The organism is Planctopirus hydrillae, from assembly GCF_001707835.1.
Lineage (GTDB): Bacteria > Planctomycetota > Planctomycetia > Planctomycetales > Planctomycetaceae > Planctopirus > Planctopirus hydrillae.
The window spans coordinates 56,993-70,335 of record NZ_LYDR01000072.1; the positions used below are offsets into that span (position 1 = coordinate 56,993).

Below are 13,343 nucleotides of genomic sequence, written 5' to 3' on the forward strand. Positions count from 1 at the left end.
CGAGTTGGGCACGAGTTGGCCGGGCTACCCGTCGCTGATTTTTTTGGTCGAGAAAACAGCCTCTAAGTCCTGGAAGCTTGCCGCTTTTCGACTTCTGCAACAAGAGCTTTCAGCCCGGCTTCGTCACCCCGACGGGCAATCAGAGTGGCCTGAGGCGTATGGACAATGACGAGATCTTCCACACCACAAGTGGCAATCAGATGTTGATCCGTTGAATGGATGATACAGTTGGCCGTCTCTCGACCGACATGCTGACCACGGATGACGTTGGCATGCGTATCGTGAGGGAGATGCCGGGATGTGGCTTCCCACGAACCGAGATCGTCCCAGCCAAAACTGGCCCGGACAGCACCCAGCCTTGGGGCATGCTCCAGGACGGCGTAATCGACAGAGATCGCGCGGAATTTCAGGAAGACTTCGTTCCATGCGGCGGGTGATTGGAGTCTGTCAATTGCCATCAATTCATCGAGCACTGCCGAGAGATCCGGCGCACTCTTTGAAAGCACATCCAGAAAGGTTTTCGCCTTCCAGACAAAGATCCCGCAACTCCAGAGGAACGAACCGGTGCTCAAGTATTCCTTGGCTGTCGCGAGATCGGGCTTTTCGCGGAAAGAACGAACTTGATGAACGCTGGGAGAGGCCGTGGAATCATCGACTGCTGCGGAGTTCAGGTGAGGGCCCATTTCGACATAGCCGTAACCTGTGGCTGGCGAGGCAGGGACAGCTCCAATCAGCACCATGCAGTCGGGGTGTTCATGGACTGTGTTCGAGGCCAGTTGCAGCGCCCGCTGAAAGGCTGGCACATCTTCGATCATGTGATCGCTGGGGAGGATGACCAGCGTGGCCTCTGGATCGCGCTGGGCGATTAATGCCGCAGCGACGGCCAGGCACGGTGCTGTATCGCGTGGAGCAGGTTCCAGCAATAACTGGCTTGAGGAAAGTTCGGGAAGTTGCGACAGAACCAGCGGTTGAAATGCCTCGCGGGTGGAGATCAGCACACGTTCGGGAGGAACCAATCCGCCCAGCCGCTGGATGGTTTGCTGGAGCAGTGTCTGTTCGCCAGCCAGGGCCAGAAACTGCTTGGGGTGATTTCTCTGGCTGACGGGCCAGAATCTGACACCGCTACCTCCCGCCAGAATGACAGCATGGAGCATTTTGCGAGGCCTTTTGCTTCCGATGTTTGAAAAAACAGTGAGTGTTCTTTTCGAGCGGACTCTTCGACGAAGGCTCAATAAAAACTTCCCGTCGCCAATACGCGACACATCCCGCTCGTATGGGTTAGTATGATGATCTGTTGTGAGCACGAACCACGCGAAAATGCACGTCACCTGATCCTGGTGAGTCCGGCAGCCACAATTCTCAGGGTCGTAGGAATTGCAACGGCAAATGATGGCCGTGCCTGGCGTTCGTTCGCACCAGCCTGACAAGATCGACTCGGCGAGATTGGTCAGGCAAAGCGTGATCGAAAAGACAGCGAGGCTACGCTTCGGCTATTATCGAAAGCTGCGGGAAAAGGATTGGCGAAGAACTGTCTCGACAACTGTCGTCGAGCATCGTTCTGCCGATCCTTCGAGGAGAGCTGCCAAATGAGTCATGTTCTGATTGTCGACGATGAACCGGCAATATGCTGGGGGCTAGCGCGGCTTTGCCGTCAACTGGGTTGTACTTCGACGATTGCTGCCACAGCCGAAGAGGCCCTGGAATGCAGCCGGCGTGAAAGTTTTGACGTGGTCTTTCTGGATGTTCGCCTGCCGGGAAAATCGGGGCTGGAGATCCTCGAAACGATCCGGCAGCAGAGCGCTTTTCCAAGAATCATTGTGATGACCGCTTATGGGCAGCTTTCGACAGCCGTTGATGCTGTGAGAAAAGGGGCGTTTGAATATCTGGTGAAGCCATTTTCGCTCAGCCATGTGGAACGACTGCTCGAACGGATCATTCCTGCGACGAATGCTGCAGCGACAGGAAGTGAGCAGGCGGCTGATTCAACGCCCTCGTTGAACAGCGTACAAAAGCTCGAAGAGAACCGGTTTGAGCTGAAACCCCATGAAGCCAAAGCGAATCAACTGGTGGGTTCTTCGCCGGTCATGCAGGAGGTCTTTCGACAGATTGCCCTCGTGTCGGCTTCTGAAGCCTGTGTCCATATTCATGGGGAAAGTGGGACAGGCAAGGAACTCGCTGCCCGGGCGATTCATTATTACAGCGGGCGAGAGAAGGGGCCTTTTGTGCCAGTCAATCTGGCGGCACTGAATCCTGCATTGGCAGAAAGCGAATTGTTCGGTCATGTGAAAGGTGCGTATACCGGAGCCGATCTTTCCCGGCGGGGAGTCTTTGATCAGGCGGCTGGCGGTACGGTCTTCCTGGATGAAGTGGCTGATATTCCGCCAGCGCTGCAGGTGAAACTTTTACGAGCACTGGAAGAGCGTGAGATCTGGCCTGTGGGGGCGGATCAGCCTCATCGCGTCGATTTTCGTTTGATCTCGGCGACCAATCAGAATCTGCTGGATGCAGTGCGGAGTGGTCAGTTCCGTCACGATCTGTATTACCGGCTGGTCACATTCCAGTTGGAACTTCCTCCATTGCGCGACCGCGTGGCCGATATTCCGGATCTCGCAAGGCATTTTCTCAGGCAGGTCGCGCCCAAAAGATCCCATCTGGAATTCACCACGGAGTTTCTGTCGGCGTTGCAAGAGCGGCCATGGCATGGGAATGTGCGGGAACTTCGCAATGCGATTGAACATGCTCTGATCATGTCGCCAGTGGCCTCACCCGCACCCTGGCATTTACCGGCAGCGATGGCACCCCTTGAAGTGCCGCCAGGTGTCACGTCCCAAGTGAATTCGGCAGCCTTGCCTATTCACCAGGCGATTCCCACAGCCGAAACAAAGGGAGAGCAGGATCCGCTGACAGTTGCTGTTCGGCAATGGGCGAAAACGAGGCTGCAGGAAGCGAAACTGCAAGCCAATCTTGCCATTGAAGCTGCACCTCAACAAGAAGATGCAGGATTGCATGCCCGCTTTCTGGCTCAGGCAGAAGCCGAACTGTTTCAAACAATTCTGCATCAATGTCGGCAGAATATGTCGGAAGCCGCGAGACTTCTGGGGATTCACCGCACGACGCTCAAGCGAAAACTCGAAGAGTTCGGGCTGATGGCTGATGATTGAAATGTCACTGAATTTTGCGGGAGCTGCTTAAGAAGCTGCTTTGCCAGTCACTTCTTCGGGCAATCGTTGAATGCGACCTTCGCGATCGAGGCAAGCCAGTGTGCTGGTGCCTGTGGCGATTTTGACGTCGCCTCGCAGGAGCTGATACTCGTGCTCGATCTTGCACATGGAAACCTGGGTCACGATCGTCCTTAAGGTGAGGACATCATCGTAAAAGGCGGGCGAATGGTATTGGCACCCGATGCGGGCCACCACCAGAAAAATGCCAGCGGCTTCCATCTCCTTGTAAGAGCCGCCTTGTGCTCGGAGCAGTTCGATGCGGCCCATTTCAAAGTATTTGAAAAAGTTGGCATGGTGCAGAAAGCCCATCGCATCGGTCTCTGAATACCGTACGCGAATCTCAATGGTGTGTTCCTGAAGCATGCCCACAATTTCTCCTTCCGCGATTTTCAGTTGGCCTGAGGCGATGGATGTCACTTCGGCACTGATCATCAGGCGATCATAGAAAGTTCGTCGCTGGCTGTCTCGGAACGGGGGTGAACAAGCCCTTTTTCAAACAAACGGAGTAGCGGTTTGATTCCTGGCAGCACTGCCCAAATAAATTGCTTTTGCGTGCACCTGGATGCTGTCTTTCGTGGCAAGAGCCCTGCTCAGGAAACCTTAGTCGATGGATTTTATGAGAACGGGTGTTCCGTTACTCGATATAAGGAAGATTTTTTGAATCGTTGTAAGATCAAATGAAATAATGTGTTGTGGAACTTGTGAAACTCGGATGTTGGGGGTGTTCAACTTGTTCAATAATTTGATTATGGATACAAAGTGCATGTCGGCATGTTCTTTGCAGCCAAAATCAATTTGTTGTTTTTTCCCATTTTCCCGAAGCTGGAGTTTGAGAATGAGGTCTGAAGCTGGTCTTCGCCGTGGTTTTACGTTGATTGAATTGCTGGTGGTGATTGCGATTATCGCGATCTTGATCGCGCTTCTTCTGCCCGCTGTTCAGCAGGCTCGCGAGGCGGCTCGCAGGACGCAGTGCCGCAATAACCTGAAGCAACTGGGCCTGGCGGTTCACAACTATGCCGACGTTTTTGGTTGTCTGCCGTCGAACCTTCGTCGCGACTCGCAGTCGTGGACATCCCGCTCTTGGCTCTGTGCCATTCTTCCGCAGATCGATCAGGCGGCAGCCTTCAACTCGCTCACTTTTTCGGGGACTGATTTTGACAATCGATCCGCTGGTGGGCCGAATCTCAACTGGCGCATTGTCTCGTCGTTGCGAGTTCCAGGTGTGAATTGCCCCAGCAGTCCTTTGCCGACAACTTACACCGCGACTGCCAGTTCTGGATCGACCACGGCTGGTGCGCCGGCGACGTACCCCTTTCAGATTGCCGACTATGTAGGCATTTCGGGGGCTTACTTTGTGCCGGGAACATCGACGATTACTTCGCCTTCGTTCTGGGCCAATGGTTACAAAAATGATTCAGGCATGATCACTCAGGTGGTGGGGACGACTGGCACAACCTGGAGTGGACGTGGCCCTGTGCGTTTTGCAGATGTGATCGACGGGACATCGAATACTGTGATGGCGGGTGAAGTTTCCGATTTCTTCCGGGCTTCGAATGGCAGTCAATGGGATGTTCGTCCCGGTTTTGAAGCCTCTGGCTATGCCTATAACTCATCGTGTGGTTATGGAGCGACGACAGGTGTTTTCTCCGGCGGGATGCTGTCATCAGGCCGCTTTGTCGGCGCTGGAAACTTTACGAACGAAGTGACCTTCAACATTGCGATCCCGATGGCTCCTATCAATGACACCACGAACTCGGGCTGGCAGCGTTGCCTTTCCATTTCCAATAACGGAGCACTCCGTTCGGCCCATACAGGTGGAGCTCATGTCCTGTTAGGTGACGGTGGCGTTCGCTTCCTGTCTCAGAACATTGACTTTAATGGCACCTTCATGGCTCTGATGGGCAAAAGTGATTCCGCCATTGTCGGTGAGTTCTAGATCACGTTTGAATCCCTTTCGATGCTCCTGGCGGTGCCCATCAGTGGGCACCTTGCCGGAGCTGTTTTTTATTTTGGATATGTTCTCAAGCACTTTTTATGTCGGAAACTGTCAATGTTCAGTGCCTCCCTGCGGTGCCAATTTCTGGTCGTGATGATCGGTGCGATGTTCCTTGGGGGGTGTGGTGGCGCACCAACTCCCACGCTGGCACCAGTATCTGGTCGCGTTTCGAAAAATGGGGCTCCGATGGAGAACGCGAATGTGACGTTCTCTCCGGTGGCCAAAGGTCGACCCTCTGCGGCAACAACAGCGAGTGATGGATCATTTACTCTGCTCTATGTAGCCAATCAACCCGGTGCCACTTTGGGGAAGCATCGAGTCACCATTGAGTTTCCTGCAATCGCATCGAGCAGCAATCCCGATGCAGCGCCACTCCCTCCACCGGCGCCGTATCTGGTTCCTGAAGAGGTCGAAGTGGTCACGGGTGAGAACTCTTTTCAGTTCACGATCCCTTAAACAGTTTCTGAGAACTGCCATTTCCACACGTCAGGTTGACATCGTTTCCAGCGAGGAAGGTCTGGAGAATTGCTGCCATCGGGATTAGCCTGATAAGCAGATTCTCGGTGGACACGATCTGGCAGGTCATGAAATCAATTCGTCGATCCGCGTGGCCAGGTTCCAACTGGCGGAAGCAATCTGATGTGGACGATGGAACCTCTCGCAAAGACAGCTCCTTCACGAAGAACGTGGTGGCAACTTGTTCCACAGACCCTGCGTCATGCCCGTTTCAATCGGCATGAGATTGCGGGTTCGCTGGGGGATCTGGGGACATTTCTGCCGCTGCTGGTCGGGATGTCGGCACAGAATGGTTTGAACTTCGCCTCGGCACTCTTCTTTGCCGGCTTGTTCAACATTGTGACGGGGCTGACGTTCTCGATCCCCATGGCGGTTCAGCCCATGAAAGCCATTGCGGCTGTCGCTCTGACAGAAGGGCTCACGACGCCCCAGATTCTCGCGGCGGGAGCGACAGTCAGTCTGATGATTCTCGTGCTGGGCTTATCCGGCGGGATCAACTGGCTCAATCGGATCGTGCCCCGCTCTGTGGTGCGTGGTCTGCAACTGGCACTGGGTCTGACTCTTCTGATGAAGGGGATGCAGATGGTTTCTGCCACCCGGCAATGGTGGGGACTGGATAGCTATCTCACGGGCCTGTGCTGTGCCGTGATTGTGCTGCTGCTGTTCTTCTCGCGACGAATTCCTGCTGCATTATTGCTGTTTGGAATCGGGATGCTGATTACGGTGATCCATCAACCAGCGATCTGGCAGAGTCTTGGATGGGGCCTGACATTTCCTGCCTGGTCGCCCATTGCGTTTCATGATTTTGTCACGGCATTCCCGAAAGCCGCTCTGCCACAGATTCCACTGACGACGCTGAATTCGGTGATTGCGGTCTGTGCTCTTTCGGTCGATCTTTTTCCCACGCGTGCTGCCGATCCGCGCAAAGTTTCCATCAGTGTCGGCATGATGAATCTGGTGGCCTGCTGGTTTGGTGGCATGCCGATGTGTCATGGAGCCGGAGGGTTGGCAGGCCAGTACCGCTTTGGTGCCAGGACCAATGGTTCCATACTGTTTCTGGGGGCTGTCAAAATCGTGCTGGCGATCACCCTGGGGGCGTCGCTGATGGCGATTTGCCAGTCCTTTCCCCAGAGTGTCCTGGGAGTGATGCTGGCCTTCAGTGGCATGGAGCTGGCTCTGGTCTGTCGTGATCAAACCAGCCGCAGTGATGCCTTTACGATGCTGCTGACGACGGGAGCCTGTCTGGGCCTCAACAACATTGCCATTGGTTTTGTGCTGGGCCTGGCGATGGCCTATTGCCTGAAGCTCGGCTGGTTTCGGCTGGAAGATCGTGGTGAAGATGTTCACTCGACAGTGACACCTCTTCCGACAACTGATACCAGCGGATCAACTCCAGACTCCTCTGATTCTGCCACTGTGAACCATGCTGCAGGGATTCAACGATGAACTGTATCAAGATGAACCGTATCAAGATGAACCGCTTCAATTCGTTTCGCTATCGCTCGATGGGATTACTGACGTTGTGCTGCTGTGGATTGTTGGCCACGGCCGCCAGCGGGCAAACGAACCCGGCGGCGACTTCGAATGCTCCGGCAGCAGCGGCTCCCTTGAGTGAGCAGAAGCCGGTCTACTTCGAGCAGGATGTCGCAGCTTCGAATCCACTGAGAAATGCCCAGGCAGCCGAGCTTGAGCGCTATATCGCACATTTGAAATCTGACGCATCGCGGCTGCAGCAGATTCTCACGCCTGACTATACCTCGATTGAGAAGTATCAGGCTTCAGTCGAGCCTTATCGCCGCGCCTTTGCTCAATCGATCGGATATCCCCCTCCGGGAGCAGTGCCTGCAGAGCCAGCTCAATTTGAGAAGATTGGGGAAGATGCAATCGGCATCTACTACCGCGCTATCATCCCCGTCCTGCCCGAGGTGCATGCGGAAGGTCTTTACATTACGCCCAAGAATGTGACCAAACCGGCACCACTGGTGATCGCCATGCACGGTGGCGGTGGCTCGCCCGAAGTGGCACTTTTCAAGGGGGGAGCCAACTACCACGATATGGTGCGTGGTGGTGTTAAGCGCGGTTATGCGGTCTTTGCACCGCAGCATCTTTTTAAGGCGGATGCTTATCCGGCCGATATCCGCCGCCAGATCGACAATCGGCTCAGGCATCAGGGGACGAGCATTACGGCTGTCGAGATCGCGAAAATCACACGCAGTCTCGATGTTCTGCTCCAGCGTCCTGAAGTTGATCCCACGCGAGTGGCGATGGTCGGGCTGTCGTACGGAGGTTTCTATACACTCGTTACGACGGCACTTGAGCCTCGAATTCACGTCGCAGCTTCGAGTTGCTACTACGGCGTGCAGGAAAGCCGGTATCGAGAAAACGAGCTGTCTGTTCCGAGTGATTTCTGCTTCATGGATCGCTTTTCGCTGTTTCGAGATGACGATCTCGTCGCTTTGATTGCACCTCGCCCGCTCCATATTCAGGCCGGGAAAAAGGATGGAGTTCACCACCGGGAGGCTGGAATCGAGATGGCGCCACGCTCGGCGAGCTACTACGAAAAACTGGGGAAGAAGACAAACTTCGAGCATCTCGTGTTTGAAGGGGGTCACGAGTTTCACGACGCCAGCGCCTGGAGGTTTGTGGATCAACATCTCCAGGGACTTTCGCGCTAACGGACGCATCGGAGTCTTTAAAGGCGTCTGTATCAGTGATTCTGTTATAAATCCTGGTTCTGCCAGAGGGCGTATTCTGCTCAATGAGCAGGCTTAAGTTGAGGTCTTTCAAGAAATGAGTTCAGGATGTGTTTTCGTCTAATAGCCTTGATGATTCTGCTATGTGGTCTTGGGCTTCCCTCAGGAGCGGCAGAGATCCTCCCGACCTATGCAAATGTGCGATATGGGCCGCACGAGCGGCAGGTTCTGGATTTCTATCAGGCTCATTCACCGCTGGCAGGTGAACAGCCAGTGGAACTGACTGAGACCTTTCCCGTCTTGTTTTTTATACATAGTGGTGGCTGGAATGTCGGTGACAAGGCCCGGCCCGATTTTCTCGAACTGGCCTTGAAATCCGGTGTCTCTGTCGTCTCGATCAATTACCGGTATATAAAGGATGGAGTTGCCGGTGGGATCAAGCCACCCGTTAAGGCTCCTTTGGAAGATGCGGCTCGAGCGCTGCAATTCACCCGGAGTCAGGCACAGGCCTGGAAGATTGATAAACAGCGTATCGCGTTATGTGGTGCCTCGGCTGGTGGTTTCAGTGCGTTGTGGCTGGCCTATCACGATGACATGGCTGATCCAAAAAGTGAGAACCCGGTGCAACGGGAATCGACGCGGGTCACCTGTGTTATGGCGTTTGTGCCACAGACGACACTCGATCTGAGCCTGGCACGCGAATGGATCCCGAACAATAACTATGGATATCACGCCTTTGGGATCTATAACCAGGAGCAATTTCTCAAGCAGCGGGAGGAGCTCTTGCCCTTTATTCAGAAGAACTCGCCTTACTCGCTGGCGACTCGTGATGACCCTCCCACTTACCTGTTTTATGGTGCTCCACCCGAGATGGGTCAAGCTCAGAACGATCCGCCGCATTCCGCCAACTGGAGTGTCAAGCTGACAGAGAAATTGCGTGCGGAGGGAGTGGAGTGCGAGTTCAGCTATCCAGGGGCTCCGGATGTGGTGCGGCCCAATATCTTTGATTTCTTCAAGCATCACTTGAAGGTGAAAACACCATAGTTGAGTTGTTCTCGCCAAAATGACGGGCGCTATCGCGGCGATATGAAAAACCTCTGACAGAGAGAACTGCCAGTATTCAAGCTGGAAATCAACGATTCCACTGCGATGGATGGCCCCGGTTCCCGTTGGCTGGGTGCAGGTGGTCAACCCGAATGAAAGAAGTTTGTCCGGGCGTGGTTATCCATGCATGACGAATGACAGGTCATGATTCAGGTTCCTTTTGATCACCTGAGACCAGTCGTTCCTGGAGAATGGATAAATCATGTCTGTTATGCTTGTCTTTCATGTCGGGATCAGTCTGGTGGGAGTTGTCGCAGGGTTTGTCGTTGCTCAAGGATTTCTGAGCAATCGTTTGCAGAAGGGGTGGAACGCCCTCTTTCTGGCCACGACGATTGCGACCAGTGTGTCCGGCTTTCTGCTGCCTGCCGACCGCTTCTTGCCGTCGCATGCGTTCGGCATCATTTCGCTGGTGGTGTTAGGCCTGGCGCTGTTGGCTCGTTATGTGAAGCATGAAGCTGGTCGCTGGCGTGCGACTTATCGAGTGAATGCACTCATCGCCTTCTATCTCAATCTGTTCGTACTGATCGTGCAGATGTTTTTGAAGATCCCGTTCTTAAAGGCTCTTGCTCCGACACAAACAGAGCTTCCCTTTGCCCTGGCTCAACTGGCATTACTGGTTGCTTTTCTGGTCGTCACTGTGCTGGCACTCAAAAGCTCACGCAATCAGAGTGTGCCGAACGTTGTGACGCAAGTTGTCGCTTAGATGCTTATGCGATTCACGCTACGGTAATGATTCCCGCTTTTTCGAAGGCGGGTCTTAAGGCGGTCCAGGTGTTGGTGATGGCTTCTTTGCTGCTGAAGCCTGGTTTTGAGAAGACCTGGCTGGAGACTTCGACGCAGATTGGTCCGCGATAGCCGGCTTCTTTGAGTGAGGTGAACAACATCGCGTAATCGGTTACTCCCTGGCCGGGGAGGGCGAATTGCCAGCCGGTTCCTGCCGGGACATTATCTTTCACATGGACAAAGACCGAATAACGGGCCAGGGTTCTGACAGCGACATCGATGGGAATGCGCTGTCGTTCGAGGTGACTGTAGTCAAAGGCCAATCGTAAACAGGGGTTGCGAATTTCGTCGAAGACTGCGGCAATGTCGTCGGGTCGCTGGAGTGCGTTCGAAATATGGGGTTTGATTGCGATCACGGCGTCTTCCGATTTCGCAAGTTCTGCCCAGCGGCCCAACTGATCGATCGCGAAGTTCTTAAGTCGCGGCCAATCTCCCGGCTTGCCGCCGAGAATCGTTTCCAGCAATGGCTGTGTCTCAGGAGAAACTTTGCGTGAGACATGGAAGGCTCGCTTCAGACGCTGCTCGTCATCTGCGGCGGAGAGGTTCTGGTTCAAGAGGGGCAGGTTCTCCATGACAGCCTGCAGGTCGAGAGATTCGGCTTCGATCTGTGAGCGGATCACCTGGCAGTCGACAGCCGACAGCTTGAGGGGATCGAACAAGCCACCCGGCAAGAGCGGAAGTTCAATGCCCCCGTATCCGGTTTCGGCAATCTGCTGGAGAGCGGCGGTCAAAGGCTGGTCGGTGACTCCATACAGGCTGAAGCCGGTTTGCAGCTTTGCGGGTAATGCCAGTTCGCTCCCTGCGGCAGGCTTCGAGGAAAGGTGGCCGAAGTTCGGCGTGGGCGATGTGTTCAGATTCAGCAGGCAGGCGACTCCTCCGGTCAGCAGAGATTTCAGGTAGTGGCGTCGGTGAATCATGGAGCATCTCTTCCGGGGCAAAGGTGTCTTGGGGAGTCTGCAGTTTCCTATTGTGCTGTCAAGTTTGGCAGAAGTCACCGCTTTTCTGACAGTCTGAAACTCGCTGGACGCCTCGATTCTGCCAGTTTGGCAGATATCTCAAATTTCCTGACTCCAGCGGCATGGGTCGCAAAGCTATTTGTGAAAACATGTTGCGTCGAAATATCTGTTATGGGCACGCGAAATGCTTTGCGTAGAGGGCGTACGACGGTGGGAGGTTTGCCTGCCTGCCGCAAGTTTGTTTGGGAGTTGCGCGATGGTGAGCTGGGAAGTGACAATCGCCAGAAGGGCGGCTCCCAGTGACCTGAATCGACATAAGACGCACTTGCTGATTGAGGAGTAACTGTGGCCAAGCTAATTAGTTTCGACGAGGAAGCGCGGCAAAGTCTCTTGGAGGGTGTCTCCAAGTTGGCTCGCGCGGTCAAGAGCACGCTCGGGCCTCGTGGCCGCAATGCGGTTCTGGATAAGGGGTGGGGTTCACCCAAGGTCACGAAGGACGGTGTGACCGTCGCTCAGGACATTGATCTCGAAGACAAGTTCGAGAACATGGGGGCACAGCTCGTTAAGGAAGCTGCCTCGAAGACTGGCGACAGTGCGGGCGATGGCACGACGACAGCCACAGTGCTGGCCGAAGCCGTTTACCGCAATGGTCTGCGTTACCTGGCTTCAGGTGCTGATCCTGTGGCGATGAGCCGCGGGATTCAGAAGGCTGTGGAAGCTGTGGGTGCTGAACTCAAGCGGATTGCCAAGCCCGTCAAGGCTGATGACCGCAAGGGGATCGAGACTGTCGCAGCTATTGCTGGCAATAATGACAAAGAGGTCGGCAAGATTCTGGCGGATGCACTGCTCAAGGTTGGTAAAGACGGTGTGATCACTGTCGAAGAAGGCCGCGGCGTCGAGACGGAAGTCGATCTGGTCGAAGGGATGCAATTCGATCGCGGCTACCTTTCGCCACACTTCGTGACCAACGCCGATGACCAGGTGGTTGAGCTGGATAACTGCCGCATTCTGATTTTCGAAGAGAAGATCAGCAGTGCCAAGACGATGGTTCCGCTGCTCGAGAAGATCTCGAAGGCCAATCTGCAACTGCTCATCATTGCCGAAGATGTTGAAGGTGAAGCACTGGCCACACTGGTCGTGAACAAGCTTCGCGGCATTCTCCGTGTTTGTGCAGTGAAGGCGCCTGGTTATGGCGACCGCCGCAAGGCGATGCTGGAAGACATTGCGATCCTTACGGGTGGCAAAGCAATCTTCAAGGATCTGGGTCTGAAGCTCGAGAACGTCGAGTTGAGTGATCTGGGTGTAGCTAAGAAGGTTCGCATCGACAGCGAAAACACGACAATCGTGCAGGGTGCTGGCAGCAAGACGGCGATTGAAGGTCGTGCTGAACTGATCCGCCGTGAAATCGAAAAGACGGACAGCGATTACGATCGTGAAAAGCTGCAGGAGCGATTGGCCAAGATCGCCGGTGGCGTGGCTCAGATTCGCGTGGGTGCCCACACCGAAACCGAGATGAAAGAGCGTAAGGACCTCATCGACGATGCCCTGGCTGCCACCCGTGCAGCAATTGAAGAAGGGATCGTTCCTGGTGGTGGAGTTGCTCTTGTCCGCTGCAACGGCGTTCTCGAAAAGCTCGACGTTAAGGGCGATGAAAAGCTGGGCGTCGATCTGATTCGCAGTGTTCTTGAAATGCCTTTGCGAACGATTGCTGAGAATGCCGGCCTCGATGGTTCGGTCGTGGCCAATCACGTTCGCAAGTCGAAGGATAAGTCGCACGGTTACGATGCTCTCAACGAGCGTTATGGCGACATGTTCGAATTCGGGGTTGTGGATCCTGCCAAGGTTGTCCGCAGTGCACTGCAGAATGGTGCCAGCGTCGCCTCGCTCCTTCTGACCACTGACTCAATTATCGTCGAAGAGCCCAAGGCCCCTGAAAAGGGTGGCGGGCACGATCATGACCACGACATGGGTGGCATGGGCGGAATGGGTGGCATGGGAATGGGTGGTATGGGCGGCATGGGCATGGGCGGCTTCTAAACGAAGTCTGGCCTCCCTGCGGTGTTATCGCTGCCTG

The 13,343-nt window shown here is 54.7% G+C and carries 11 protein-coding genes; 8 read left to right on the top strand and 3 right to left on the bottom strand.

Features of this window, described 5'->3' with window-relative positions; genetic code table 11:
- Nucleotides 1-62: 62 nt before the first annotated feature.
- Complete coding sequence (locus A6X21_RS10505; protein WP_068847725.1) at nt 63-1,154, bottom strand: mannose-1-phosphate guanylyltransferase; 1,092 nt, start codon at nt 1,152-1,154, stop codon at nt 63-65.
- 432 nt (nt 1,155-1,586) lie between these two features.
- Between A6X21_RS10505 and A6X21_RS10515 the strand changes: the two genes are divergently transcribed.
- On the top strand, nt 1,587-3,161 hold the full coding sequence (locus A6X21_RS10515; RefSeq protein WP_068847727.1) for a sigma-54-dependent transcriptional regulator: 1,575 nt from the start codon (nt 1,587-1,589) through the stop codon (nt 3,159-3,161).
- A gap of 27 nt (nt 3,162-3,188) precedes the next feature.
- On the opposite strand, the gene A6X21_RS10520 is transcribed toward A6X21_RS10515, so the two are convergent.
- The gene (locus A6X21_RS10520) at nt 3,189-3,653 is read right to left on the bottom strand and encodes an acyl-CoA thioesterase (RefSeq protein ID WP_240490235.1); all 465 of its coding nucleotides are present in this window, start codon (nt 3,651-3,653) and stop codon (nt 3,189-3,191) included.
- A 403-nt stretch (nt 3,654-4,056) separates the two neighbouring features.
- On the opposite strand from A6X21_RS10520, the gene A6X21_RS10525 reads away from it, so the two are divergent.
- The 6 genes from A6X21_RS10525 to A6X21_RS10550 all read left to right on the top strand — a co-directional run bounded on the left by A6X21_RS10525 (nt 4,057) and on the right by A6X21_RS10550 (nt 10,233).
- A complete protein-coding gene (locus A6X21_RS10525) occupies nt 4,057-5,157 on the top strand; it encodes a DUF1559 domain-containing protein (protein WP_068847728.1) in 1,101 nt (366 codons plus the stop codon).
- 114 nt (nt 5,158-5,271) lie between these two features.
- A complete protein-coding gene (locus tag A6X21_RS10530) occupies nt 5,272-5,673 on the top strand; it encodes a carboxypeptidase-like regulatory domain-containing protein (protein WP_165603756.1) in 402 nt (133 codons plus the stop codon).
- A gap of 183 nt (nt 5,674-5,856) precedes the next feature.
- Nucleotides 5,857-7,179 carry a putative sulfate/molybdate transporter gene (locus tag A6X21_RS10535; RefSeq protein ID WP_068847730.1) on the top strand — a complete coding sequence of 441 codons (1,323 nt, stop codon included), beginning with the start codon at nt 5,857-5,859 and terminating at the stop codon, nt 7,177-7,179.
- Nucleotides 7,176-8,408: an alpha/beta hydrolase family protein gene (locus A6X21_RS10540; RefSeq protein WP_240490236.1), complete on the top strand. Its 1,233-nt coding sequence runs from the start codon at nt 7,176-7,178 to the stop codon at nt 8,406-8,408. The genes A6X21_RS10535 and A6X21_RS10540 overlap by 4 nt, the downstream gene beginning before the upstream one ends.
- Before the next feature lie 126 nt (nt 8,409-8,534).
- On the top strand, nt 8,535-9,470 hold the full coding sequence (locus A6X21_RS10545) for an alpha/beta hydrolase (RefSeq protein WP_068847731.1): 936 nt from the start codon (nt 8,535-8,537) through the stop codon (nt 9,468-9,470).
- 262 nt (nt 9,471-9,732) lie between these two features.
- A complete protein-coding gene (locus A6X21_RS10550) occupies nt 9,733-10,233 on the top strand; it encodes a hypothetical protein (RefSeq protein ID WP_068847732.1) in 501 nt (166 codons plus the stop codon).
- Between the two features lie 13 nt (nt 10,234-10,246).
- Here the strand turns inward: A6X21_RS10550 and A6X21_RS10555 are convergent, their stop codons facing one another.
- Nucleotides 10,247-11,230, bottom strand: a complete 984-nt coding sequence (locus A6X21_RS10555; protein WP_068847733.1) for a sugar phosphate isomerase/epimerase family protein — start codon at nt 11,228-11,230, stop codon at nt 10,247-10,249.
- A 384-nt stretch (nt 11,231-11,614) separates the two neighbouring features.
- Between A6X21_RS10555 and groL the strand changes: the two genes are divergently transcribed.
- Nucleotides 11,615-13,306: a chaperonin GroEL gene (groL, locus tag A6X21_RS10560; protein ID WP_068847734.1), complete on the top strand. Its 1,692-nt coding sequence runs from the start codon at nt 11,615-11,617 to the stop codon at nt 13,304-13,306.
- Nucleotides 13,307-13,343 lie beyond the last annotated feature (37 nt).